Annotated in this window: 18 protein-coding genes; 4 read left to right on the top strand and 14 right to left on the bottom strand. The window is 68.2% G+C overall.

Going from position 1 to position 25,012, the window contains the following annotated elements; genetic code table 11:
* From EX88_RS0111945 to EX88_RS0111965, 5 genes are all read right to left on the bottom strand, one after another.
* The coding region (locus EX88_RS0111945) for a condensation domain-containing protein (RefSeq protein ID WP_031372222.1) at positions 1 to 1,466 on the bottom strand (1,466 nt) is incomplete at its 3' end.
* Positions 1,467 to 1,536: 70 nt separating this feature from the next.
* Positions 1,537 to 2,658, bottom strand: coding sequence for a hypothetical protein (locus EX88_RS23740; protein ID WP_031372223.1), 1,122 nt, complete (start codon positions 2,656 to 2,658; stop codon positions 1,537 to 1,539).
* Positions 2,648 to 3,778 (bottom strand): homoserine O-acetyltransferase MetX, encoded by a 1,131-nt coding sequence (metX, locus tag EX88_RS0111955; protein ID WP_081930903.1) that lies wholly within the window; start codon positions 3,776 to 3,778, stop codon positions 2,648 to 2,650. Before metX ends, EX88_RS23740 begins: the two co-directional genes overlap by 11 nt.
* A 105-nt stretch (positions 3,779 to 3,883) precedes the next feature.
* The gene (locus EX88_RS0111960; protein WP_051885037.1) at positions 3,884 to 4,147 is read right to left on the bottom strand and encodes an acyl carrier protein; all 264 of its coding nucleotides are present in this window, start codon (positions 4,145 to 4,147) and stop codon (positions 3,884 to 3,886) included.
* A gap of 119 nt (positions 4,148 to 4,266) precedes the next feature.
* Positions 4,267 to 5,907 (bottom strand): fatty acyl-AMP ligase, encoded by a 1,641-nt coding sequence (locus EX88_RS0111965; RefSeq protein WP_152566242.1) that lies wholly within the window; start codon positions 5,905 to 5,907, stop codon positions 4,267 to 4,269.
* 1,189 nt (positions 5,908 to 7,096) lie between these two features.
* Between EX88_RS0111965 and EX88_RS0111970 the strand changes: the two genes are divergently transcribed.
* Positions 7,097 to 9,625 (top strand): penicillin acylase family protein, encoded by a 2,529-nt coding sequence (locus EX88_RS0111970; protein WP_031372227.1) that lies wholly within the window; start codon positions 7,097 to 7,099, stop codon positions 9,623 to 9,625.
* Positions 9,622 to 11,349, top strand: coding sequence for a cyclic peptide export ABC transporter (locus EX88_RS0111975; protein ID WP_036148694.1), 1,728 nt, complete (start codon positions 9,622 to 9,624; stop codon positions 11,347 to 11,349). Before EX88_RS0111970 ends, EX88_RS0111975 begins: the two co-directional genes overlap by 4 nt.
* On the opposite strand, the gene EX88_RS0111980 is transcribed toward EX88_RS0111975, so the two are convergent.
* The 7 genes from EX88_RS0111980 to EX88_RS0112015 all read right to left on the bottom strand — a co-directional run bounded on the left by EX88_RS0111980 (position 11,336) and on the right by EX88_RS0112015 (position 19,723).
* Positions 11,336 to 12,478 (bottom strand): hypothetical protein, encoded by a 1,143-nt coding sequence (locus EX88_RS0111980; RefSeq protein ID WP_031372229.1) that lies wholly within the window; start codon positions 12,476 to 12,478, stop codon positions 11,336 to 11,338. The genes EX88_RS0111975 and EX88_RS0111980 overlap by 14 nt on opposite strands.
* Before the next feature lie 38 nt (positions 12,479 to 12,516).
* On the bottom strand, positions 12,517 to 13,245 hold the full coding sequence (locus EX88_RS0111985; RefSeq protein ID WP_031372230.1) for an AraC family transcriptional regulator: 729 nt from the start codon (positions 13,243 to 13,245) through the stop codon (positions 12,517 to 12,519).
* On the bottom strand, positions 13,242 to 13,781 hold the full coding sequence (locus tag EX88_RS0111990) for an SRPBCC domain-containing protein (RefSeq protein ID WP_430536908.1): 540 nt from the start codon (positions 13,779 to 13,781) through the stop codon (positions 13,242 to 13,244). Before EX88_RS0111990 ends, EX88_RS0111985 begins: the two co-directional genes overlap by 4 nt.
* A 242-nt stretch (positions 13,782 to 14,023) precedes the next feature.
* On the bottom strand, positions 14,024 to 15,898 hold the full coding sequence (locus EX88_RS0111995) for an ATP-binding cassette domain-containing protein (RefSeq protein ID WP_031372232.1): 1,875 nt from the start codon (positions 15,896 to 15,898) through the stop codon (positions 14,024 to 14,026).
* A 499-nt stretch (positions 15,899 to 16,397) separates the two neighbouring features.
* The gene (locus tag EX88_RS0112005; protein WP_036148696.1) at positions 16,398 to 17,282 is read right to left on the bottom strand and encodes a GNAT family N-acetyltransferase; all 885 of its coding nucleotides are present in this window, start codon (positions 17,280 to 17,282) and stop codon (positions 16,398 to 16,400) included.
* 59 nt (positions 17,283 to 17,341) lie between these two features.
* A complete protein-coding gene (locus EX88_RS0112010; RefSeq protein WP_031372234.1) occupies positions 17,342 to 18,904 on the bottom strand; it encodes a protein adenylyltransferase SelO in 1,563 nt (520 codons plus the stop codon).
* Positions 18,905 to 19,042: 138 nt separating this feature from the next.
* Complete coding sequence (locus EX88_RS0112015) at positions 19,043 to 19,723, bottom strand: glutathione S-transferase (RefSeq protein WP_031372235.1); 681 nt, start codon at positions 19,721 to 19,723, stop codon at positions 19,043 to 19,045.
* A 140-nt stretch (positions 19,724 to 19,863) separates the two neighbouring features.
* Here EX88_RS0112015 and EX88_RS0112020 point away from each other — a divergent pair, with 140 nt between their 5' ends.
* Positions 19,864 to 20,331, top strand: coding sequence for a YaiI/YqxD family protein (locus EX88_RS0112020; RefSeq protein WP_031372236.1), 468 nt, complete (start codon positions 19,864 to 19,866; stop codon positions 20,329 to 20,331).
* A gap of 9 nt (positions 20,332 to 20,340) precedes the next feature.
* Here EX88_RS0112020 and EX88_RS0112025 read toward each other — a convergent pair whose 3' ends face one another.
* Together EX88_RS0112025 and EX88_RS0112030 are read right to left on the bottom strand one after the other, a co-directional pair.
* Positions 20,341 to 21,663: an MFS transporter gene (locus tag EX88_RS0112025; RefSeq protein ID WP_268745605.1), complete on the bottom strand. Its 1,323-nt coding sequence runs from the start codon at positions 21,661 to 21,663 to the stop codon at positions 20,341 to 20,343.
* Positions 21,664 to 21,671: 8 nt separating this feature from the next.
* Positions 21,672 to 22,526, bottom strand: a complete 855-nt coding sequence (locus EX88_RS0112030; RefSeq protein WP_081930907.1) for a DeoR/GlpR family DNA-binding transcription regulator — start codon at positions 22,524 to 22,526, stop codon at positions 21,672 to 21,674.
* 286 nt (positions 22,527 to 22,812) lie between these two features.
* On the opposite strand from EX88_RS0112030, the gene EX88_RS0112035 reads away from it, so the two are divergent.
* Positions 22,813 to 24,822, top strand: a complete 2,010-nt coding sequence (locus EX88_RS0112035; RefSeq protein WP_031372239.1) for a DEAD/DEAH box helicase — start codon at positions 22,813 to 22,815, stop codon at positions 24,820 to 24,822.
* Positions 24,823 to 25,012 lie beyond the last annotated feature (190 nt).

Raw genomic sequence — 25,012 nt, forward strand, 5'->3', positions numbered from 1 at the left:
TAGTCGAAACCGGTGTCGTTGAAGTCTTCCAGCACGTGCTCGCGCTCGGCCGCCGACAGCAGCGGCAAACGAGCGACCGGGCATTGTGGGTCGGCGATCATCGCCGCAAGCAACACCTCGAAACACTGGGCATAGCGCGCGACCGTGGCCTGATCGAACAGATCGGTGTCGTAGACGAAATCGCAACGCAGGCCGTCGTCGAACTCCATCGCCTGCAGGGCCAGGCCGATGCGGTCGCTGCCGAGGCGTTGCGGCAGCGGGAACGGCCGCAGGCCGATCTCGCCCCAATGCGCCACCGGCGCATCGGACTCGTCGGCCTTCCACAGCGCCGCGAGATCCTTGCTGCGGCGCGCGTTCTGGAATACGAACACGCTCTGGAACAGCGGATGCTCGCCGCGGTCCTGGCCGGCGTGCAGGCGGTCGACCAGGCGCGAGAACGGATAGTCCTGCTGGGCCATGCCCTTGAGCGCGGCGTTGCGGGCCAGGCGCAACACGTCGGCCACGCTCTGGCGTTCGGCGAAGCCGGCACGCAACGCGACCATGTTGACGAAGTCGCCGACCACGCCGTCCCACTGCGGGCGGCTGCGGCCCGGCATCGGCGAGCCGACGACGATGTCGTCCTGGCCGCTGAGGCGGTGCAACAGAATCTGATAGGCGGCCAACAAAGTGGTGAACATCGTGCCGGCCTGGCGCGTGGCCAGGGCCGTCAGGGCTTGGGTGGTCGCCGCCGACAGCGACAGCGAGACCACTGCCTGCAAGCCGCTCGGCCGCGCCGGGCGCGGACGGTCGCTCGGCAGGTCCAACACCGGTGCGGGCGTGGCGAAGCGGTCCTGCCAATAGGCGAACTGGCGCTCGGCCTCGGCGCTGCCGAGCCAATCGCGCTGCCAGGCGACGTAGTCCCGATAACCGGCGGCAGTCGCGCCCTGCGCGATTTCGGTCGCGGTGCCCGACAGCAAGGCGCCGAACTCTTCGAGCAGTCGCCAATACGACCAGCCGTCGCAGATCAAATGATCGAAGGTCAGCACGAACACCGATTCGCGCGCATCGCGCACGTCACGCACATAGAGGGCGGCCCGCACCAGCGGCGCGCGCTCGTCGTCGAACGCAGCCAGCGCGTCGGCGCCGACCCTCGCCCTCAACTCGTCCTCGTCGAGCCCGGCGGCATCGACGATCGACAGCGGCACCTGCGCGCCGGTCGCGATGCATTGCTCGGGCTCGCGGCCGTCGAGGCAACGTACGCGCGCGCGCAGCATCGGGTGACGCGCGGCCAGGGTCTCCAACGCGCGCGCGATCGCCGACGGCTCGATCCGCCCCTGCAAGGCCACGGCGAACACGTTGTTGTGGTTGCCGCGCCCGGCCGGGTCGAAACGGTACAGGAACCACCGTCCCTGCTGCGCAGCGGACAGCGGAAACCAGGCGTCCATGTCCTCGTTTCGCTCCATGTCGATGGCCCTCTCCAAATTCATCTATCGCGTCCTGTCGATTCGCGTCCTGCCGAAGCCGGTCTTGCGACCGGCGGTCCTGTGTCGCTGCGCCTCAGTCCTGGCGCGTCCAGTGCGCCGCGGCCGCGACCACGTCGCTGAGCACGCCGGCGGCGGTGATCTCCACGCCCGCGCCCGGGCCGCTGACGCACAGCGGCATGCGGTCCTGCAATTCGGTGCGGATCGAGATCAGGTTCTGGCCCGGTTCGAGCTGCGCGAACGACGAGTGCGCCGGCACCCGACGCAGGTTGATGCGCCCGCCTTCGCGGCTGGCCTCGGCCAGCACCACCCAGCGCTCGCCCTGCTCCAGGGCGCTAGCGATGCGCGCCTTCCAGCCGGCATCGGCGACCTGCAGGGCCGGAATCAGATCGTCGGAGGCGATGTCGAGATCGGCGAAGGGCTCGATCACCAGGTCTTCGAGCTCCATCGCGAAACCGGCCTCGCGCGCCAGCACCAGCAGCTTGCGGCTGAGGTCGATCGCGCGCAGATCTTCCATCGGATCGGGCTCGGTATAGCCCAGCGCGCGCGCTTCGGCGACCGCGGCCGAGAACAGGCAGCCTTCGTGCATGCGATGCAGAATGTAGCTCAGCGAGCCCGACAGCACGCCCTGCACCGAGATCACCCGCTCGCCGCGCAGGCGCAGATCGCGCAGCGGGCCGAGCAAGGGAATCGCCGAGCCGACCGTGGTCTCGTAACGGTAGGGCACGCCGCGTTCGCGCGCGGCATGCTGCAGGTCGCGATAACTCGACAGGCTGCGCGCGTTGGCGCGCTTGTTGGCCGCGACGATGCCCATGCCGCCCATCAACAAACGCGGATAGAAATCGGCGATCTCGTCGCTGGCGGTGCAGTCGACCACCAGGGTGCGCACGCCGCCGTGGCGGCCGACGTGCGACATCAGGCGTTCGACGTCGTCGGCGCCGCGCTCGGGCATGTGTTCGTCGATCGACTCCGGGACGATGCCGTGGGTGTCGAAGGCGAAGCCGCGGCGGTCGAAACCGGCGAGCAGACGCAGATCGAGATTGGCTTCCGACAACAAGGCCGGCTGGCGATTGCCGAGCTGGCGCCGGAAGGCGCTGCCGACTTTGCCGCGGGCGCCGATCAGCACCAGGTCGACGCGGTGGGCGTCGACCACGCTGTTGCGGGCTTGGATACGTACGGGCGAGTAATCAGCCAGCATAAGTTGCGACCTCCGCTGCGTTGATGAAGCGGGCGCCGTGGCCCGGTGTGGCGGCGACGCCGCGGAATTGAGCGATGCTGCGTTCCATCGCCGCGGCATCGATGAGGAAGCCGTCGTGGCCGTGGCGCGAATTGATCTCGAGGAAGTGCGCGCCGGGAATCGATTCGCACAGCAGTTCCTGCTCGGCTGGCGGATACAGGCCGTCGCTGGAAATGGCCACGATCAGGGCCGGCTGGCGGATGCTCGCCAGGGCCACGTCGACGCCGCCGCGGCTATGGCCGACGTCGTGCTGATCCATCGCATCGATCAGCGCCAGATAGCAATTGGCGTCAAATCGGCGGACGAAATTCTCGGCATGATGCTGCATCCAGCCGCGCACGGCGAAGTCGTCGGGAAGCTTGGCGTGAACATCGAACACCGCCGCGCCGTTGGCGCGCCCGTAACGGTCGTCGAGCGAGGCCGGGCTGCGATAGGTGGCCATGGCGATCGCGCGCGCCGCGCCGAGGCCGGCATGCGGCGCGTCCTCGCGCGGGTAGTCGCCGCCGCGGAACTTCGGATCGGCGCGCAAGGACAGGCGCTGCGCCTCGCTCCAGCTGATGCACCAGGCCGAGTGGCGCGCGCTCGCGGCGATCACCGCGATCGATTCGACCCGCTGCGGATCGAGCAAGGCCCATTCCAGGGTCTGCAGGCCGCCCATCGAACCGCCGATCACCAGCTTGATGCGGCGGATACCGAGCGCATCGGCCAAGGCCATCTGCGCGCGGACCTGATCGCGGATGGTCAGCTTGGGAAAGCGCGTGCCCCAGTGGCCGCCATCGGGATGCGGCGAGGCCGGCCCGGTGCTGCCGTAGCAACTGCCGAGGGCATTGCTGCAGACGATGAAATCGCGTTGCGGGTCGAGCGCCTTGCCGGCGCCGAACAAGGGTTCCCACCATTCGGCGGCGTCGGCCGAACCAGTCAGGGCGTGGCAGACGATGACGGCGTTATCGCCGGCCGCGGACAGCTGGCCCCAGGTGCGATAACCCAGGGTGTAGCCGGGCAGGTTCTGCCCGAGTTCGAGCGCGAGCGGCGCGGCGCTATGCCAGTGGCGAGTCGCGGGCGATACCGGAAATTCGCTCATGTCGCTGATTCCTTTCGTGACGCGTTGAGCAGGCCGCCCGGTTCCGGATCGCGGAACCGTCCATGGACCAGCCTGCGGAGGGTTTGGTTCGTCGGGCCCGCTGCTTCAACCCGGACCGACGGGCGCGGCATCCATCTCGCCGAAACGCTCGTCGAGAAAACACGCGAGCTGGCGCACGCTGGGGTGGTCGAACAACCATTCCAGTTCGACTTCGCTGCCCAGCAGGTCTTCCAACTTGCGCGTCAAGCGCAGTCCCAACAAAGAATCCACGCCGAGTTCGGCGAAGGACTCGGTCGCCGACAACTGCGAGCGGTCCACCTCCAGCACTTCGGCCATCGCATCGATCAACCACGGTTCACGCTTGCTCATTGCCCTACCCCCAACTGCTCCATGTCTTCCGGTCCGCGAGGACCGGCGCTGCACTCACTGGCGTTACGTTTGTTGTTGTCGCGGACGCGGTCCGCGTGGCCCTCTGCGGGGCCGGTCGGTCATCCCGCGCGCTGCAAGGCACCGGCGAGATAATCCATACGACACTGGTTGCGCCGCACCTTGCCGCTCGAGGTGCGCGGCAAGGTGCCGGGCTTGATCAGCACCACCTCGGACACCGGCAAGCCATAGGCGGAATTGACCGAGGCGCGCATCGAGCCGATCACATCGCCCCACTGCGGATGGCGCCGCAGCCATTCGCGCTTGAGTTCGAACACGACCACCAATCGGCCGCTGTCGCCCTCTGCGACGTCGAAGGCGGCGCCGCCGGACTGGCGCAGCGCTTCATGGCTCTGCTCGCATTCGTCTTCGATGTCCTGCGGCACGTACTTGCGGCCGTTGACGATGATCAGGTCCTTGAGCCGGCCTGTAACGAACAACTGACCGTCGTGCAGATAACCCAGGTCGCCGGTGCGTAGGTAACCGCCCGGCGCCACCGTCTCGGCTTCGCCCTCGATGCGCGCATGGAAGGCGATCCTGTTAAGTTCGGGACGCCGCCAATAGCCTTGCGCGACGCTGGCGCCGTGCACCCAGATCTCGCCGCCCTCGCCGTCCGCCACGAGGCGGTGGGTGTGCGGATCGACGACGACCAGGCGCATGCCGACGCGCGGCGTGCCGCAGCCGACCACGGCCGCACCGTCGCGGCGATCGACCGCGGTCGCGGTGCCGCAACGCACGCCGGTGATCAGCAAGGTCGACTCGGCCATGCCATAACAGGGGTAGAAGGATTCGGCGCGGAAGCCATACTCGCCGAAACGTTCGGCGAAACGCGCCACGGTGGCGGCGCGGATCGGCTCGGCGCCGCAGAAGGCGACGCGCCACGACGACAGGTCGACGCCTTCGATCTGTTCGGGCTTGATTACGCGCCCTGCCAGGTCGTACATGAAGTTCGGGCCGCCGCTGACGGTGACGCCGAACTTCGAAATGATCTGCAGCCAGCGTTCCGGATACTGCACGAATTCGGACGGCGACATGAAGCCGGCCGGGCAGCCGCTGTACATCAGCTGCAACACGCCGCCGACCAGGCCCATGTCGTGGAACAACGGCAAGGCGGTGAACAGCACCGAGTCCGGCGACAGTTCCATCGCGTCCTGGATCGCGGCGCAGTTATGCACCAGGTTGCCGTGGCTCACGACGACGCCCTTCGGGTCGCCGGTGGAACCGGAGGTGTACTGGAAGAAAGCGTGCGCCGAAGGTTCGGGGAACGCTTGAGCCCACTGCCCGGCATCGGCGCGCAAGCCCGCCGCGTCGTGTTCGCGCAGGTCGATCTTGAGCAGTCGCTCGCCATCGAATTCGAGCTCGGTGTCGAGCAATTCGTCGCCGTCGAACAACAGCGCGCGCGCCTGGGCGTCGCCGACGATCAACTGCAGGCGGCTCTGCATCACCTGACGGCGCGGCGGCGCCGACGGCACCGCGACCACGCCGGCGAGCATGCAGGCATAGAAGGCGACTACGAAACTCTGCTGCGACTTGCACACCAATACCGCGCGCTGGCCCGACAGGCCGCGCTGCTGCAACCGCGCCGCCAGGCCGGCGGCTTGCTCGAACAGGCCGCCGAAAGTGAATACCTCCGGCTCCAACGAGGCGCCCTTGAAAAAGCGGCAGGCCACGGCGTCGGGCATGGTTCGGGCACGGTGAAGCATGATCTCGGGAAAACTTTGCACACTGACTTCCTTGAGCAAACCTTTGCTTGACTGAACTGCTTCCGTTCGAAGACCCCATGTCTGGCGTGCTTCGCTTCATGCGATATGCGGACCAACAACTCTCCATCGACGCGCGAAACCCGCGCGCCGCCGCTGGTACTTCCTTTCGATTTCCCCCTGAGTCCGAGCCGATTCGGTTCGGACGGTGCGAGCCTAATGGCGCTGGTTCGCACTCGTTGCGACGGTCGTCAACGCGATCCGCGCATCTCCGGGGCCCATGACGCTTGCCACTGCATCTTGCGTAATCGGCCCTCGCGAGGCTTATACGCTTGGCGTCTCAAGCGCGTCAAATGTACGTATGTAATCTGTGCACTTGGTCTCTACAACCACACGAAACTGAAACGCAGTCACATAAAAAATACGGCCAGGTACGTGCAACCTACACACTTCAATGCACGCGCCCTGATTCGATGTGAAGGCGATGTATTAGGCAAATCCCCAGGGAAAACACCACTTTCGAGTGCACTGACGATTTTTTCGCCAACTCGATTCACCTACATGAGCGAGAGTCATTTTATTGACGCCACATCCTCATTAAGCTATTGCTGTGTGACGTTGGTCTTTCATCGACAGCTGTTCTCGTCGAACCGATGACCGCCTATCAGCAAGGATCCGGGGACGCCATAGGCGCATGATCATTGCGATAGCCGACAACGTGATCGCACTCAAGAATCTGCAAACAAAGGATCGAAACCCCAAGGAACAGGGAAATATCCGAAACCCAGTAAACGGCATCCGGGGGATGCACAGGACACGACCCGCTTCTGCGGCCTGCCAGGCCACGGGCGGTCGCGTCTGAACGCCCGCATGGCCTGATGGGGTCGAGTATCGCGTTAGCTATCGCACGGTGGCGACTCGTGCGCCCACCCGCTGCGGGCCGGTGCGTCTCGTCATGTGCAACACCGAGCCGCGAGGATGGCGAACCGACGCTGCGCGGTCCGTTCTCGTCGCGACGACCTGACTACGCGCGGCAGTGGCATCCGCGCCGGGCGCGCGGCGCTTCGGCTCGGCGCATGGGCAAGGGCGAAAGCCGGCGCCGCAATGGAACGTACGCATCGACACTCCGTGGGGACGGCGTCGACGGCGGAGACAGGGAGTCGTCCCCTTCACGATCATGGCGAGAGCATCGGTGAAGTTTTTTGCATTATTCAGTTCCTTTCCGCTCGCCTCGCGGTTTCTGGCCATCGTCGTCGTACCGTTGCTGGCCGCTTCGGTCTGGACCTGGTCGTCGCTGAAAGCGAGCCTGCCGCAAACGGCGAACTTGCAGATCGGCCGCGCGCAGCTCAGCCGCGGCGCCACGGCACCGGCGACGATCCGGCGCGATGCCGACGGCATGGTCCACATCCAGGCAGCGAGCGACGACGACGCTTTCTTCGCGGTCGGCTATGCGCAAGCGCAAGACCGTCTTTGGCAGTTGGAACTGCAACGGCGCCTGGCACGCGGCCGCGTCAGCGAGATTTTCGGCAAGGACAGCGTCGACACCGACGTCTGGTTCCGTACCCTGGGCCTGTACGAATCCACCGCCACTGCGTGGCCGGCACTGAGCCCGCAGGCGCAGCGTTCGCTGACCGCCTACACCGCCGGCATCAATGCCTGGATCGGCGAAGGCCACCCGCTGCCGAGCGAGTTCCGCGTGTTCGGCATCGCGCCGGAGCGCTGGACCGAACGCGATTCGCTGGCCTGGATCAAGATGTTCGCGCTCGACCTGGGCGGCAATTTCCAACGCGAACTGGCGCGCTACGTCGCCCAGCGCGGCCTCGACGAAACGCAGCTGAAACCGTTCTTCCCCGATTACCCCGCCGATGCGCCGACCACGGTAGCGGCGCTGGGCGCGCGCGATGCCGCGCCGCTGGCCTCGATCGGCCGCCTGCAATCGCAGTTGCAGCGCGATTACGGCCTGGCGGTGCCGAACACCGGCAGCAATGCCTGGGTGGTGGCCGGTCGCCTGACCTCCGACGGCGCCGCCCTGCTCGCCAACGATCCGCATCTCGGCCTGCAGATTCCGTCCTTGTGGTATCCGCTCAGCATCCAGGCGCCGGGGTTGAAAACCTCGGGCATGAGCCTGGTCGGCCTGCCGGTGGTGGTGTTCGGACGCAACGAGCGCCTCGCCTGGGGCGGCACCAATATGATGGCCGACACCCAGGACTTGTTCTTCGAGCGCGTCGACCGCGGCAGCGAGCATTACGAAACCGGCGCCGGTTGGCAGGCGTTCGCGGTGCGCGAGGAGCGCATCGAGGTGCGCGCCGATTTCCCGCGGCAGTTGCGCGAGCAGTACGCGCCGGTCGCCTTGAAGGTCCGCTCGACCCGGCACGGGCCGATCATCAGCGATCGCTACGGCGTGTTCGATCAACCGGTGGCGCTGCGCTGGACCGGGCTCGACCCGGGCGACACCAGTTACGAGGCGTTCTTCCGCCTCGGTTATGCGAAAGACTGGGACGGCTTCCGCCAGGCTCTGGCCTTCCACATCGCCCCGGCGATGAACATGGTCTACGCCGACCGCGAGGGCAACATCGGTTACCTCGGCGCCGGTCGCCTGCCGTTGCGCAAACAGGGCGAAGGCACCCTGCCCTCGCCGGGCTGGGACGAAGCCTACGGCTGGTCCGGCGAAGTGCCGCCGGCGCAATGGCCGCAAAGCTACAACCCGCCTTCGGGCTACATCGTCACCGCCAACAACAAGGTCGCCGGCGATGGCTACCCGTATTTCGTCTCGCACGACTGGGCTTCGCCGGCGCGCGCGCGCCGCATCGAGCAATTGCTGCGCGAACGCATCGACACCGGCAAGCGCCTGGGCGTGGCCGACATGCAGCGGATCCAGGCCGACACCCTCGACCTGGAAGCGGCGGCGCTGATCGGCGAGTTGCGCAAGCGTCTTTCCAAACTCTCCGACAGCAGGCTTTCGGACGGCAACGCCCCGGACAAGATGGGGGAACACCGCGCGCAAGCGGCCCGCCATCTCAAGGACTGGAACGGCGACATGCGCGCCGAAAGTCAGGCTGCGGCGATCTTCCACGCCTGGATGCGGCACTTCCGCGAGCGCGTCTACGCCGACCGCCTGCAGGCGAACTGGGGCGAGACCGAGGGCGAAGACGTCCTCGACGGGCTCGTCGAAGGCGTCGGCCTGGATCAGCTGACCGCGCTGCTGCGCGCCGACGGCGCGGGCTGGTGCGACCGCCCCGCCACCGCAGCGCGCGAGACCTGCGACCAGGCCCTGGCGGCCTCGCAGGAACGCGCGTTGTGGGAGTTGTACAAGCTCAAGGGCGACTGGAGCATGGACAGTTGGCGTTGGGGCGAGGTCCAGCACACCGTGTACCGGCATACGCCCTTCAGCCAGTGGAAGCCGTTCGACAAACTGTTCGAGCGTCGCGTCGGCAACGGCGGCTCGCCGAATTCGGTCAACGTCGCCGGCGCCGCCTACGCCGGCTCGGACGGTTATCTGCAGGCCTTCGGCGCCGGCTTCCGGCAAGTGATCGCGTTGCGCCGCGACGCGGTGCAGCACCACTACATGAATTCCACCGGCCAGTCCGGCAACGTGTTCAGCCCGCACTACGACGACAGTGTCGAAGCCTTCCGCAATGTCGAATACCGCAGGCTGGACGCGAGCTACGACCGGCCCGCCGCCGCACCCCGCGCAGGCCAGGCCACAGGAGCCGCCGAATGAAACTGTTCGCCGAGTATTCGCGCCGCGCGCCCAACAAGGTGTTCTTCTCGATCCTGCTGGGCGGCCTGTCGGGCATCTGCTATTCGTTGCTGATCCCGCTGGTGATGAACGTGCTCAAGCAAGGCGACCCGCGCCTGCACACGATCGCGGCCGCGCCGACCCGGCTGTTCTCGCTGGAGATCGCCAACGCCCCGTTCGCCCTGGTGTTCACGCTGGTGTGCGTGTTCATCCTGATCACCCGGACCTTGTCGCAGGTGGTGCTGACCCGGGTCGCGATCGACGTCGCCTCCAGCCTGCGCACCCGCCTGTACGACCGCATCGCCCAGGCGCCGCTGTCGGCGCTGGAGAAGATCGGCCACTCGCGGCTGATCGCCGCCCTGACCTCGGACGTGCCGCGCATCGTCTTGGGCGCGCGCATGTTCCCGGACATGCTGATCAACCTGGTCATGCTGCTGGGCATGCTCGGCTTCTTGCTGGTGCTCAACGCCGATCTGTTCTGGTTCGTGCTCGGCTGCATCGCCTTCGGTGTGGTCACCTATCAAATCCCGATGCTGATCGGCGGGCGTTATTTCAACAGCGCGCGCCAGCATTTCGACCACCTGCAGGAATCGATCCAGGGCCTCATCCACGGTATCAAGGAGCTCAAGCTCGACGACGCCAAGCGCGAGGCCTTCTTCGACAAGGTGCTGATGCACTGCGAACGCTCGGTGCAGAAGGACGAGAAGACCGGCTATACGATCCTGCGCGCGGCCAGCAACTACGGCGACCTGCTGAGTTTCTTCGTGATCGGCTCGATCGTATTCATCGTGGTCAACTACCGCACGATCAGCAACGAGCAATTGATCGGGGTGATCATGGCGCTGCTGTACATCGCCGGGCCGATCTCGGCGATCCTCGGCTTTTTGCCGCAGATCTCGATCTCGCGCGTATCGATCCAGCGCGTGGCCAAGCTGTTCGAGGAGATCCCGCAGGAGACCATCTCGGCCGTGCAGGAGCCGGCGCGGGACTGGGACAGCGTGCGTTTCGAGCAGGTCAGCTACCGCCACGGCAGCAAGGACGACAAGGACGACGGCTTCCGGGTCGGCCCGCTCGACCTGGAGTTCCGCAAGGGCGAGATCAGCTTCATCGTCGGCGGCAACGGCTCGGGCAAGTCGACCCTGAGCAAGCTGCTGACCCTGCACTACCGCGCGGTCGGCGGCACCATCCGCTTCGGCGAGCACGCCGTCAGCGACGATTCGATCGGCACCTACCGGCAGTCGGTCAGCGCGATCTATTCCGACTACCACCTGTTCGACCAGATCCTCGGCGCCGACGACGACCAGCTCAAGGCGACCGTCGACCACTACCTCAAGGCCCTGCACCTGGACCGCAAGGTCAGCTACCGCGACGGCCGCTTCTCCACTCTCGCCCTGTCCGACGGCCAGCGCCGGCGCATGGCCTTGCTGGCCTCGATCATCGACGACAAAGAACTGTATTTGTTCGACGAATGGGCCGCCGACCAGGACCCGACCTTCAAGGCCGTGTTCTATCACGAGATCCTTCCGGCGCTGAAGGCGCGCGGCAAGGCGATCGTCGCGATCACCCACGACGACCGCTATTTCGATGTCGCCGATCAGTTGATCGTGATGGAGGAAGGCCGCGTCGCCCGGGTCGAGCGTCGCGAGACGCGCGCGGCGCGGGAACTCCCGTCGCCGCGCGCGCAAGCTTTCGTCATGGCCGGCTGACAGGCGCCGCGGCCGCGGCCGATTTCGCCTCGCCGCTGTTAACCTCGCCGGTCTTCGCATCGCCCTCGGCCTCGCGCCGCTGGGTGTCGGCGATCAGCACTTCGCGCGCGGTGCGGCGCACCGCTTCGGGATCGGCCTTGCGCAGATCGGCGTCGGCGGCCAGGCCGAGCTTCGTCGCCACCTCGGCGGTGACGCGCTTGTTGGCATAGGGATGCGGGTGATCGGGTTCGTCGTCCTGGCTGCGATAGAAACGGTCGAGCAGTTTCTCGCGGGTGGTATCGGCCTGGGCCAGTTCGACCAGCTTGGCGCGGTACTCCAGGGTCCAGGCCGGCATCTCCGGCCAGCGCTTCATGTCGGCGAAATGCTGGGCCTCGTGGCCGAGGAAGCTGACCCGGAAGTCTTCGCCCTTCATGTCGCCGTAGGAACTGCGCACCGCGTACAGACCCTCGGGCTTGGCCCATCCGGCCGCGCCGGTGCGCTCGCACGAGGTGTAGTGGGCCCAGCCGCGGCTGACCCAACCGTCCATCACGAACACCTTCACCGGCTGCCGCTCGCCGCTCGGCAGGTCGACGGTGTAAGGCCGCTCCTCCTGCTGGCCCCACAGCATCAGGTCGTACAACGGCGGCGTGCGGCCCTGCAGCGGATGAAAGCCGCGCTTGCGCAGTTCGACGTTGATGCGTTCGTTCAAGCCTTCGAAAGCTTCTTCGGTCGGTGCCGGCGCGGGCTCGCCGATCAGCGCGGCCAGATCCGTCTTCAAGCGCACCTCTTCGGCCGGACGCAGCGCCGGGTCGCGCAACGCCTTCCACCAATAGCGCTGATACACCTCCAGCACGCTGCGCGCGAACGGATCGGCGACGGTGCCGGCCAGGTACGGCGGCGTGCTGCGGTCGTGACGGCTGAGCATGCAGGCGCGGAACGCGGCGTCCTTGGCGTTGAACTCCTCCAGCGGCGCCGCCTTCAAGGTGCTCAGCGCGGTCGGCATGTCGGCGCGCAGCGACGCGCCGAGCGCATCGTTGATCGCCTTGGCCGCAACCGGGCCGCTGGCGGGGATCGTCGTCGATGCGCCGCTCGCCGCCCAGGCGAGCAGGACGGGCAAGGCCGTGGCGGCGGCAAGTCGGGTGAGGTTCATGGCCTGGCTCCTGGTGCGCCGGCGGCGCGTTGGAGACATTAAGCCGCGATGGCCAGGGGCCGGTCTTGTACGCAATTGATCTGTTGCCGGAGCCGGCCGCGGACCTGTTCGCGCAGCCGCGCCGGCGTGCAGCCGGCATGGGCGACGACGATGCGGTGCAGATGGCTCTGGTCGCTGAAGCCGGCGGCGGCGGCGACTTCGGCCAGCGATGCATTGCCGGCCAGCAGCTGCAACGCATGGCGCCAGCGCGCTTCGCGGCGCAGCGCCTGCGGCGACATGCCGTAGGTGCGGGTCAAGGCGCGGCTGGCATGCTCGGCGGAAACGCCCAGTCGACGCGCGAGGGTGCCGATCTCGTCGTCGCATTCGGCCATCGTGCGCAGCAGTTCGCCTTGCCAATCGGGCACCACCACGGCCGTCTGCGGCGTTGCGCAGGCCAGCAGTTCCGACAGGCGCTGCGGACAACGCGCGAACACTTCCTGGGCTTCGCGCAGGTCGTGCACCTGCCAGGCGCTGGCGGCGAAGACGAAGCGGTCGTTCGGCAATTCGATATTGATCGCGCTCGCGCCGAGGCGGCCGAAACGATCGCCGTGGGCGTGATACGGCGGATGCAGCACCAAGGTGCCCGGGCGGCACGGCAAGGGGCCGTCGAGACTGGATTCGGTGTAGTCGCCGTCCAGCACCAGCGCCGCGTACGGCGCGTGGTGGCGGTGCGTCGCCAGGATCGCGCCGCGATCGTGGCGGGTGCGATAGGCGAGCCCGGAACTCACTTGCCCGAACCTGCCTTGGCCGGGTCGCGCGCGCGGCGCAGGTAATCGGCCAGACCGCCGAGTTGCAGCCCCTGCACCTTGTCGACCAAGGCGGCGAATTTGCTGAGGTCGTCGGGCGTGTAACCGCCGGCGCGGTAATGCAGGGCGATGCGGGTGCCGCCGTCGTTGACCGGGCTCAGGCGGAACTCCATCGCCCCGCCCAGGCCCATGCCCTGCAGCGGCCCGAGGCCGCCGAGCAGGCGCAGGGTCTTGCCGGGGTCGACGAAGCTGACCGTCATGTGCTGGGCTTGTTGTTGGCCGTTGCGGCCGATCTCGCAGAAGCAGCCGCCGGCGCGGGCGTCGATCGACAGGGTCGATTCGGCGCCCCACCAGGTGTGGTCCTTGGGCCACCAACGGTCGACGTCTTCGACCAGGGCCTTCCATGCGGTGGCCTGGTCGACCGGGACGACCTGCTCGTTCTCGATGGTGAACCCGTTCGGCGCCGCGTCCTTGACCGCGGCCACGGCGTGGCCGGTGCCAAGCAAGGCCAACCCCACCGCTCCGACCCATCCGAGCCGGCTCAGTCCGATTCGGGCCAGTCCGATTCGATCCGATCCGCTCCGACCCAATCCGCTCCGTTCCGATCCGCTCCGTTCCGATCCGCTCCGATCCGATCCGACCCTGCGCATCGCCGCTCTCCCCTCGCCGGCCGCGCCGGCGTTCGAGGGGATTAGGAACCGCCGCCTACGCTCCGCGCAAGCGACGGAAGTTGGGGGCCGACGGCTAGGTCAGGCGCCCCTCAGCCGTCCAGTTCGGCCCAGCGCGCATAGGCCGCGTCGAGCGTGGCCTGGGCCTCGGCGAGGGTCGCGTTGTGGGCGTTGATCGCGGCGGCGTCGCGCTGGTAGAAGGACGGCTGGTTCATCTGCGCGGTGAGTTCGGCCAAACGCGTTTCCAAGGCCTCGATCTTCGCCGGCAGTTGCTCGAGTTCGCGCGCGTCCTTGTAGCTCAGCTTGCGCTTGGCGACGACCGGTGCGGCCGCTTCGGCGTCCGGCTTCGGGGCCACGGTCTTGTTGGCAACGCTCCTGGCCGCAGCGTTGGCGCGCTGACGCACCCAGTCGCTGTAGCCGCCGACGTATTCGCCGACCCGGCCTTCGCCTTCCATGACCAGGGTCGAGGTCACCACGTTGTCGAGGAAGTCGCGGTCGTGGCTGACCAGCAGCAAGGTGCCGGTGTAGTCGCCGAGCAATTCTTCCAGCAGCTCCAGGGTCTCGACGTCGAGGTCGTTGGTCGGTTCGTCCATCACCAGCAGGTTGGACGGTTGCGCGAACAGCCTGGCCAGCAGCAGGCGATTGCGCTCGCCGCCGGACAATCGGGTGATCGGCGCACGCGCGCGCTCGGGGGTGAACAGGAAGTCCTGCAGGTAGCCGATGATGTGCTTCTGCTTGCCGCCGACCTCGACATACTCGCGGCCCTCGGCGACGTTCTCGATCGCGTTCCAGTCCTCGCGCAGGGTCGCGCGGTACTGGTCGAAATACGCGACCTGCAGCTTGCTGCCTTCGCGCACTTCGCCGGCGCTCGGCTTGAGGTCGCCGAGCAAGGTCTTGAGCAGGGTGGTCTTGCCGCTGCCGTTGGGGCCGATCAGGCCGATGCGGTCGCCGCGGAAGATCGTCGTCGACAGATTGCTCAGCAAGGGCTTGCCGCCGTAGTCGAAGCTGACGTCCTTGGCCTCGATGACCTTGCGCCCCGAGGACTCGGCCTGGGCGAAGTCCATGCGCACGTTGCCGACGGTGTCGCGGCGCGCCTGGCGTTCGTTGCGCATCGCCTTGAGCCGGCGTACGCGGCCTTCGTCGCGGGTGCGGCGGGCCTTGATGCCCTGGCGGATCCACACTTCCTCCTGCGCCAGCAGCTTATCGAAGCGGGCGTTTTCCTGGGCCTCGGCGTTCAGGCGCTCTTCGCGGCGGCGCACGTAGTTGTCCCAGTCGCCGGGCCAGCTGGTGACCTGGCCGCGGTCGATCTCGACGATGCGGGTGGCGAGCGAACGCAGGAAGCGGCGGTCGTGGGTGACGAACAGCAGCGCGCCCTGCCAGGACTTGAGGAATTGTTCGAGCCAGTCGATGGCTTCGATGTCGAGGTGGTTGGTCGGTTCGTCGAGCAGCAGCAGGTCGGGCGCCGAAACCAGCGCGCGCGCCAGCAGCACGCGCCGCTTCATGCCGCCGGACAGACCGGAGAACGCGGCTTCGCCGTCCAGGCCGAGGCGGTCGAGGGTTTCGGTGACGCGCTGATCCAGGCCCCAGCCGTTGGCGGCCTCGATCTTGGTCTGCACGTCGGCCAGGGCGTCGCCGTCGAAGGGTTCGGCGTGGCTCAGGTGATGGTATTCGGCCAGCCAGTGGCCGAGCTCGCCGAGGCCGTCGGCGACCACGTCGAACACCGTGCCGCTGGCGCCGGGCGGCACTTCCTGTTCGAGCCGGGCGATGCGCACGCCGGATTCGCGGCGGATTTCGCCGTCGTCGGCCTGCAGTTCGCCGGCCAGCAGTTTCATGAGAGTGGACTTGCCCGCGCCGTTGCGACCGATCAGGGCGATGCGTTCGCCCGGTTCGATGGACAGTTCGACGTTTTCGAGCAGGAGCGGGCCGCCGACGCTGTAGTCGGCGTTCTGTACGGTAATCAGGGGCATCCGACCATTCTACCGGGCGCGGCGCGCCAATCGGCAGGTCGGGTCGGGCGGCCGGGGCTGGCCGGCGGCCCCGTGGTTCAGCCGCAAGGCCGCGCCAACGGAGGCTGGCGGACGCAGGCGCCGACCCGCCGGGCGGCGCATACTTGGCCACGGGCGCCCGCCATCCGCTGCGACGCGCCGCCATCGAACGAGGATCGGATCATGAGCAAGGGAATGGACCGCAAGAAGGAAACCAAGAAGAAACCGGCCAAGACCATGAAGGAAAAGCGCGCCGAAAAGAACGAAAAGAAGACCACCAAGGGCTTCGCCCCGGTCTGAACGACCGGCCCGGCGGCTGCGGCGGCGCCGCGGCGCCGGCCGTCATCGGGCCACGGCCGCCGCGCGATGCGAGTCGTCGGCGCGGCGCAGCCGGGCGGCCCGGGAGCGACGGCGGCCAGCGCCGTCGGCGACACCGGCCCGCCCTCGCCACTCTGCCGTCGCCAGCCTGCCGCCGCCGCGCTTAGGTGCGCGCGAGCAAGGGAAACCGGTGCGGCCCCGCCGGCAAGACCAGATTCCGCACGAACAGATCGGCGTCGGCCTCCGCCGCGACCGCACGGGCCTGCGGCCACAGCCGTTCCGGGGTGAAGCCGAAACGCACCGTGTGGATCGGCTGCGCGATCAAATGCGGCAGTGCCGCCGACAGATCCAACGGCCGGGTCGCGAACACGTCTTCGATCGTCAGTACGCCGTCCTCGACCTCGGCGAACACCCAGGTGTCGTCGTCGAGCCGGTGCGCAGGGCTGGCGTGGCCGTTGGCGGCGTACCAGGTCGCGATGCGGCCGTAATCGCGCGCGGCGAAGCGTGCGCTGACCGGCGACGCCGCGGCTGCCGAACGCAGGAAGGCTTCGCGGATTTCGCCGTCGGCAAGGTCGACAGCGGCGGCGCGAACGATGCGGCCCTCGCCCGCCGGCTCGGCTTGCAGCTCGGCTTCGAACAGTGTTTGCGGCGCCGGCGCGAAGCCGAAGCGCGGGTAGAAGTCGAGCACGCTGTCGTTGGCGAACAAGAACACCGGCGCCTGCCCGCAATACGCCAACGCGGCCTGCATCGCCCTGCGCGCCAGCCCCTGCCCGCGCGCCTGCGGCAGGCAGCCGACGGCGCCGAGCTGATAACCCACGAGCTCGCGCCCCTCGACCAGCAAGCGCATGCGCGACACCGAAGCGTTGGCGAGCACGCGGCCGTCGTTGCCGACGATGCAGAACGCGCGGTAATCCTCGCCCCACTGCCGCCATTCGCACCAACGGCGGAAATCGGCCTGGCGGAAGACCTGCGAGACGTAATCGCAATACGCGCCATGCCATGCGGCATCGTCGCGGTCGACGACACGGAGTTCGAGAAGCGGGTTCATGGCAGCGGATTCTGCGGCAAACCCCATGGGTTCGCGATGCCCGCTCAGGAACTACACACTCATGAGCTGCACGACAGCATCGAGCAACCGGCGCGGTCGCGGGCCCATTCCGGGCGGCGCGCGGCATAGACGTCGCGGCCCGGCTGGTCCTCGTACGGCCGGCGCAGCACCTCCAGCAGTTCGGCGATGCCCTGCAGGTCGCCCTGCCCGGCGCGGTCGATGGCCTGCTGGGCCAGATAATTGCGCAGCACGTAACGCGGGTTGGCGGCGTTCATGACGGCGATGCGTTCGGCCGCGGGCCAGGTGTCGGCGCGCGCGCGTTCGGCGTAAGCCGCCAGCCAGGCACGCAGGGCCGCCTCGCCTGTCGCGCCCAGTTCGGCGTCGTAATAGGCCTCGGCGAAAGCCTGCGGTTGCGGCTGCGTCTGCGCGATATCGACCGAAGCCAGGGCGCGGAAGAAGATCGTCATGTCGACCTGATGGCGGTGCAGCCACTCGCGCAGTTGCTGCATCAGCTCGACATCGCCGTCGCCGCATTCGCGCAGGCCGAGCTTGCGCGCGATGCTGTCGCGTTCGGCGAGGTTGTAGGCGTCGACATAACGGCGCAGGCCGTCCTGCAAGGCCTCGACCGGCAGCAACAGCGACAAGGCCCCGGCCAGGCGACTGAGGTTCCAGTACGCCACCTGCGGCTGCTGGCCGTAACGGTAGCGGCGCTGGCCGGCGTCGGTGGTGTTCGGCGTCCAGTCCGGGTCGTAGTCGTCGATCCAACCGTAGGGGCCGTAGTCGATGGTCAGGCCGAGAATCGAAAGATTGTCGGTGTTCATCACGCCATGGACGAAGCCGACCCGCATCCAGTGCGCCATCGTCACCGCCGTACGTTCGCAGACTTCGCCGAACCAGGCGCCGTAGCGGGCTTCGCCCTCGCCGCCCAGGTGCGGGAAATCGCGGGCGATGCAGAAGTCGACCAGCTGCCGCAGCAGTTCGGTCTCGCCGCGCGAAGCCGGCAGCTCGAAATTGCCGAAGCGAATGAACGACGGCGCGACCCGGCACACGACCGCGCCGGGCTCGGCCTGCGGATGGCCGTCGTAGAACATATCGCGCACCACGTTCTCGCCGGTGCCGACCAGACTCAGCGCGCGCGTGGTCGGCACGCCGAGGTGGTGCATGGCCTCGCTGCACAGGAATTCGCGCACCGACGAACGCAGCACCGCGCGGCCGTCGGCGGTGCGCGAGTACGGCGTCGGGCCGGCGCCCTTGAGCTGCAGTTCCCAACGCTCGCCGGCGGCGTTGACGACTTCGCCGAGCGAAATCGCGCGGCCGTCGCCGAGCTGCCCGGCCCAATGGCCGAACTGATGGCCACCGTAATTGGCCGCATACGGCTGCATGCCGTCGAGCAAGGCATTGCCGCCGAATACCTCGGCGAAGGCCTGGCTGGCGACCTCGTCCTCGCTGAAACCCAGGCGTTCGGCCATCTCGGCCGACCAGGCCAACAGCCGCGGCGCCGCCACCGGGGTCGGGTCGACCCGCGAATACAGCGCGCCATGCACCTGGCGTATGCCCGGCGCGGTGTCGGGGTCGCCGGGAAGTTCGCGGACGAAGGCGTTGTCGAAGTGCGGCGAATGCATGCGGGGCTACGGGGCTCTAAAGAACGGGGCTCGAAAGGACGATGCTCGGAAGAAAGGCAGCGCCGGCGTGGCGACGCGTTCCCTATCAGTGGGCCCGGACCGGGCCGAAACCAAGCCGGCGCGGGCTCGGCTCGGCGGTCAACTCAGCAGCGAGTACGGCCCGCCCTGCTCCAGGGCGCGCTGGTAGGCCGGCCGCGCCTGGATACGTTCGACGAAGGCCTGCATGCGCGGCCGTTCGCGATCCTTGGCGCGGGCGACCGCCGCTTCGACCGGGAAACTCATCTGGATGTCGGCGGCGGTGAAGCGATCGCTCGCGAACCACTCGTGCTTGCCCAATTCGCTTTCGATGTAGTCCAGATGCAGGGCCAGTTGCGGCCCGACGAAGGCCGACACCGCCTTGTCGGCGATGCCGCGGGCGATGGGCTTGGCGAAGAACGGCATCGGCGCGCGCCGCAATTTGGAGAACACCAGGTTCAACAGCAAGGGCGGCATCGCCGAACCTTCGGCGTAATGCAGCCAGTAGCGATAACGCAGGCGTTCCTCGCCGTCCAGCGGCTGCAGTGGCGGCGACAGGCGATAGCTACTGTCGAAGCGCTCGCTCAGGGTCTCGATGATCGCAGCCGATTCGGCCAGCACCTGGCCGTCGAGCTCGACCACCGGCGACTTACCGAGCGGATGGACCGCGCGCAGTTCCGGCGGCGCCAGCATGGTCTTGGCGTCGCGCTGGTAATGCACGATCTGATACGGCAGTTCCAGCTCTTCGAGCAGCCACAGCACGCGCTGCGAACGCGAGTTATTGAGGTGATGGACCTTGATCATGCGCGGCGCCCCACTGAGATGGCCGCCAGGACCGCGGCGGAGACGAACATGGTAGCGGGCCGTGGGCGGCGACAGGCGACGCGGCGCACGGCTTGGCGCGACAATGCCGGATCGTTGCCGAAGCCGATCTCGCCCGCCTCATGACCGACACCCCCGCACCGCAGATCTGGGTCGATGCCGATGCCTGCCCCGGCGTGATCAAGGAGATCCTGTTCCGCGCCGCCGACCGCGCCCGGGTGCAGGTGACCCTGGTCGCCAATCAGTGGCTGCGCACGCCGCCGTCGCCCTATATCCGCGCGATCCAGGTGCCCGGCGGCTTCGACGTCGCCGATGCGCAGATCGTCGAGCGCGTGGTCGCCGGCGACTTGGTAGTCACCCAGGACATCCCGCTGGCGGCGCTGGCCTTGGAAAAGCATGCGGTCGCGCTGAATCCGCGCGGCGAGCTGTACACCGCGGACAACATCGCCGAACGCCTGTCGATGCGCAATTTCATGGACGAGTTGCGCGGCGCCGGCGTGCAGACCGGCGGCCCGGCGGTGTTTCATGCCCGCGACCGCCAGGCTTTCGCCGCGCAACTCGACCGCTGGCTGGCGCAGCGGCCGCGCTGAACCTTCGATTCAATCGCGCGCCGCGGCGATGCGCGCACTGGCCGCGACCGCGACCAGCGCCGCACCCAGCAGCACGAACGCCACCGGCAAGCTGCTGAACTTGGCGACCCAGCCGATCGCGGCCGGCCCCACCAGGATGCCGGCATAACCCAGCGTACTGACCGCGGAGATCGCCGGACCGGCCGGCATCGCCGTCTGCCGGCCTGCGGCGCTGAACAGGATCGGCACGATGTTGGACGCGCCGAAACCGACCAGGGCGAAACCCAGCAAGGTCGGCAAGGCGCCCGGCGCGAGCGCCGCCAAGGCGAAACCCGCAGCGGCGCAGGCACCGCCGGCCGCCAACACCGGACGCGGGCCGAAACGGTGGACGATGCGGTCGCCGCTGAAACGCCCGATGGTCATCGCCAAGGCGAACACGGCGTAGCCGATGCCGGCCACGCTGGCCGCGACGCCGCGCTGCGACACCAGCAGCAAGGCGCTCCAGTCGAGCATCGCGCCCTCGGCCAGGAACACGATGAAACACAAGGCGCCGATCAGGATCACCACGCCGTGCGGCAGCGCGAACATCGAGCCGCCGCCGTGGCTGTCGTCGCCATAGCGCAACAGGCCGCGACTGCCGGCCAACATCAACAGGGCCAAGACCACCGCGACGCTCATCGCCGCGATCGCAGGCGCCGCCTGCAGCCACAGCAGCACGCTGACCAGACCCGCGCCGGCAATGCCGCCGACGCTGAAAAAGCCGTGGAAACCCGACATCAGCGCCCGCCCGCTGGCCTTCTCGACGATCACCGCCTGGATGTTGATGGCGACGTCGATGGTGCCGATGGCGGCGCCGAACACGAACAGGGTCAAGGCCATCGCCGGCACGCTGGAGAAATGGGTGAGCAAGGGCAAGGCCGCGCAGACCACGGCGCTGGCGAGCAGGATCACCCGGCGGCAGCCGTAACGCGCGGCGATGGCGCCGGTCAGCGGCATGGTCACCAGCGAACCGGCGCCTAGCGCGAGCAACAACAGCCCGAGCATGCCCTCGTCGATGCCAGTGCGCGCCTTCGCGTACGGCACCAGCGGCGCCCAAGCCGCCATCGCCAGGCCGGCGATGAAGAAGGCGATGCGGGTCGACAGGCGCTCGCTTGCGCCGATAGCTGCGTCGGCCCGCGTGGCATCCGTCGCTGCAGTGGCGCCGGCGTTTTCGCGCTCGCCCGCGGCGCTTGCCTCGTTGTCTGCCGCAACGGCGGCGGGATCGAATTCGGTCATGATCGTTCTCGGTTCGATGGCGGCGTGTCGCCGCGACAGGACGATGCGGAAGGCATCGGCGCCCAGGCTGCTGGTCATGCGCCGCTCTAACCGGCAGGTTCGGCGCGCAGCACGCGCGCGGCATCAGTCGGTGGGTCGGCGCGCAGCACGCGCGCGGCATCAATCGGTGGTTCGGCGCGCAGCACGCGCGCGCCGAGTCGAGCGAAGGCTTCGGCCTCGGCGGCGTCGCCGCCGTGCTCGATCACCAGCGCCTGCACACCCTCGGCCGGCCACACCGAGAACGGCGCGGCGGTACCGAGCTTGTCGTCGGTGGCCACCGCCGCCACCGCGCGGCTGGCGGCGGCGACCGCGCGCTTGAACTGCGCATCCTCGTAGTCGATCGCGCTGATGCCGGCCTGTGCATCGGCGCCGCAGACGCCGACGAAATACAGATCGCTGACGATCGCCGCAGCGTCGCGGATCGCGCCGCTGCCCAGGCTGGCGCCGACGTGCGGATCGACGCGGCCGCCGATCACGATCAGCTCGATGTCGTCGCGTTGCGCGAGCAGGGCCGCGATCGCCGGCGCATTGGTCGCCACGGTCAAGCCGTAATCGCGCGGCAAGACCTCGGCGATGGCGATGTTGGTCGAGCCGGCATCGAGGAACAGCAACTGCCCGCGCTCGACCAAGGCCAACGCGGCGCGCGCCAGCGCCGCCTTGCGGGTCGGCGCCTGGCTCCGGCGCTGCGCCAGCGAACCGTGATCGGGCGCCATCGGCAAGGCCCCGCCATAGACCCGCCGGCATTGCCCGGCCGCGGCCATCTCGCGCAGGTCGCGGCGGATGGTGTCGTGGGAGACCTCGAGTTCGCGGGCCAGGTCGACCGCGATCACCCGGCCCTCGGCCAGCAAGCGCTCCAGGATCAGGCGATGACGCTGTTGCGGCAGCAATTCCTCGGCGGACATATCGGCTCAATCGTTAATGATTGAGATAAATTGTGCATAAACGTGCAAACGAAGCAAGTTGCAGCCGACGGGTCGCCCGCAAAGGACCGATCCGGCACAGCCGACCTCAGGGCGAGCCGGAAGATCGTCGAAACCCGCCCGATCGCCCTCGCCGGCCGCCCCGCACCTGTACCCAGGATGCCCGCCGAAACTACGACCGAGCCGTAGCTCCACACTCATAGGAGTAAACTGGTGGGTCTTCCGACCGGCATCGCCGGCGCTGCTGAGCCTCGTTATGAGCGCCGACCTGACCAATACCTCCCCCGATACCCCGAAATTCACCGACCTCGCCCTGTCCGAGCCGCTGCTGCGCGCGCTCAAGGACGTCGGCTACGAGTCGCCCTCGCCGATCCAGGCTGCCACCATCCCGCCGCTGCTCGAAGGCCGCGACCTGCTCGGCCAGGCCCAGACCGGCACCGGCAAGACCGCCGCGTTCGCGCTGCCGATCCTGGCCCAGATCGATCCCAAGCAGTTCAAGCCGCAGGCCCTGGTGCTGGCACCGACCCGCGAGCTGGCGATCCAGGTCGCCGAGGCCTTCCAGAAGTACGCCGTGCACCTGCCCGGCTTCCACGTGCTGCCGATCTACGGCGGCCAGAGCTACTACCCGCAGCTGCAGGCGCTCAAGCGCGGCGTGCACGTCGTGGTCGGTACGCCCGGCCGCGTCATCGACCATCTCGACCGCGGCACCCTGGACCTGTCCGAGCTGCGTTGCCTGGTGCTCGACGAAGCCGACGAAATGCTGCGCATGGGCTTCATCGACGACGTCGAGAACGTCCTCAAGAAGACCCCGGAATCGCGCCAGGTCGCACTGTTCTCGGCGACCATGCCGAGCCAGATCAAGCGCATCGCCCAGACCTATCTGAAAGAGCCGGTCGAGATCGCGATCAAGTCGACCACGACCACCGCCGCCAACATCCGCCAACGCTATTGGTCGGTCAGCGGCGTGCACAAGCTCGACGCGCTGACCCGCATCCTCGAGGCCGAACCCTACGACGCGATGATCGTGTTCTCGCGCACCAAGCTCGGCACCGAAGAGCTGGCCGAGAAGTTGTGCGCGCGCGGCCTGTCGGCGGCGGCGATCAACGGCGACGTGCAGCAGGCGCAGCGCGAGAAGACCATCCAGAACCTCAAGGACGGCAAGATCGACGTGCTGGTCGCCACCGACGTCGCCGCGCGCGGCCTCGACGTGGACCGCATCAGCCACGTGCTGAACTACGACATCCCCTACGACACCGAAAGCTACGTCCACCGCATCGGCCGCACCGGCCGCGCCGGACGCAAGGGCGAGGCGATCCTGTTCGTGACCCCGCGCGAGCGCGGCATGCTGCGCGCGATCGAACGCGCCACGCGCCAGCCGATCGAGCCGATGGAGTTGCCGAGCGTCGAGACCGTCAACGAACAGCGCGTCGCGCGCTTCCTCGGCCGCATCACCGAAGCCCTGGAAAGCGCCGACCTCGGCCTGTTCCGCGAAATGGTCGAACGCTACGAACGCGAGAAGAACGTGCCGGCGGTCGAGATCGCCGCGGCGCTGGCCAAGGTGGTCCAGGGCGACAGCCCGCTGCTGCTGAGCCCGCCTCCGGCGGCGCGTTACGAGCGCGAAGAACGCGACGGCCCGCGCGAACACCGCGGCGCGGCGACGCGCAAATTCGTCGAGCGCGACAACGCCTCCAACTCCGGCGCGCACCGCAAGGAATACCGCCAGAACGACGCGCGCCCGCCGCGCGAAGGCGAGCGCGCCCCGGCGCCGCGTCGCGAAGACCGCCAGTACACCCCGCCGCCGGCGCGTCCGTCCAACAAGGCCGAGTCGCTGTTCGACGACGAGTCGCCGGCACCGCGCGCCGAGCGCGCGCCGCGCGGCGCGCCCGAAGTCGGCATGGAAACCTTCCGTATCGAAGTCGGCCATGCCCATGGCGTCCAGCCCGGCAACATCGTCGGCGCGATCGCCAACGAAGCCGATCTGGAAAGCCGCTACATCGGCCGCATCGACATCCGCGACGACTACACCCTGATCGACCTGCCCGAAGGCATGCCGCGCGAACTGATGGAGCACCTGAAGAAGGTGCGCGTGGCCGGTCACCCGCTGCGCATCCAGCACGCCAGCCCCGGCGACACCGAAGGCGGCCGCAGCCGTCGTCCGGGCCCGGGCGGCCCGCGTGGTCCCGGCGGCCCCGGTGGCCCGCGCGGTCCGGGCGGCCCCGGCGGCCCGAAGTCGCACGGCGGCCCGCGCAAGCCGTTCAAGCCGCGCCCGCCGCGCTGAGTCGAGCTGAGGGGTGATGCCCCCCTTCTCTCGCGTTCGGGAGAAGGGGGCGGAAGAGCCTGCCCCGCGAAGGCGGGGCCGGATGAGGACGCGCAAGCTGCCCCTCTAACCCGCACCCCCGCCCGAACGCCTGGTGTTCGGGCGTTCGCAAACGCGCGAGCCAATGGCTCGCAAGCGGCGTTCGCTCACC

The sequence above is a fragment of the Lysobacter antibioticus genome (assembly GCF_000731095.1).
GTDB classification, from domain to species: Bacteria; Pseudomonadota; Gammaproteobacteria; order Xanthomonadales; family Xanthomonadaceae; genus Lysobacter; species Lysobacter antibioticus_B.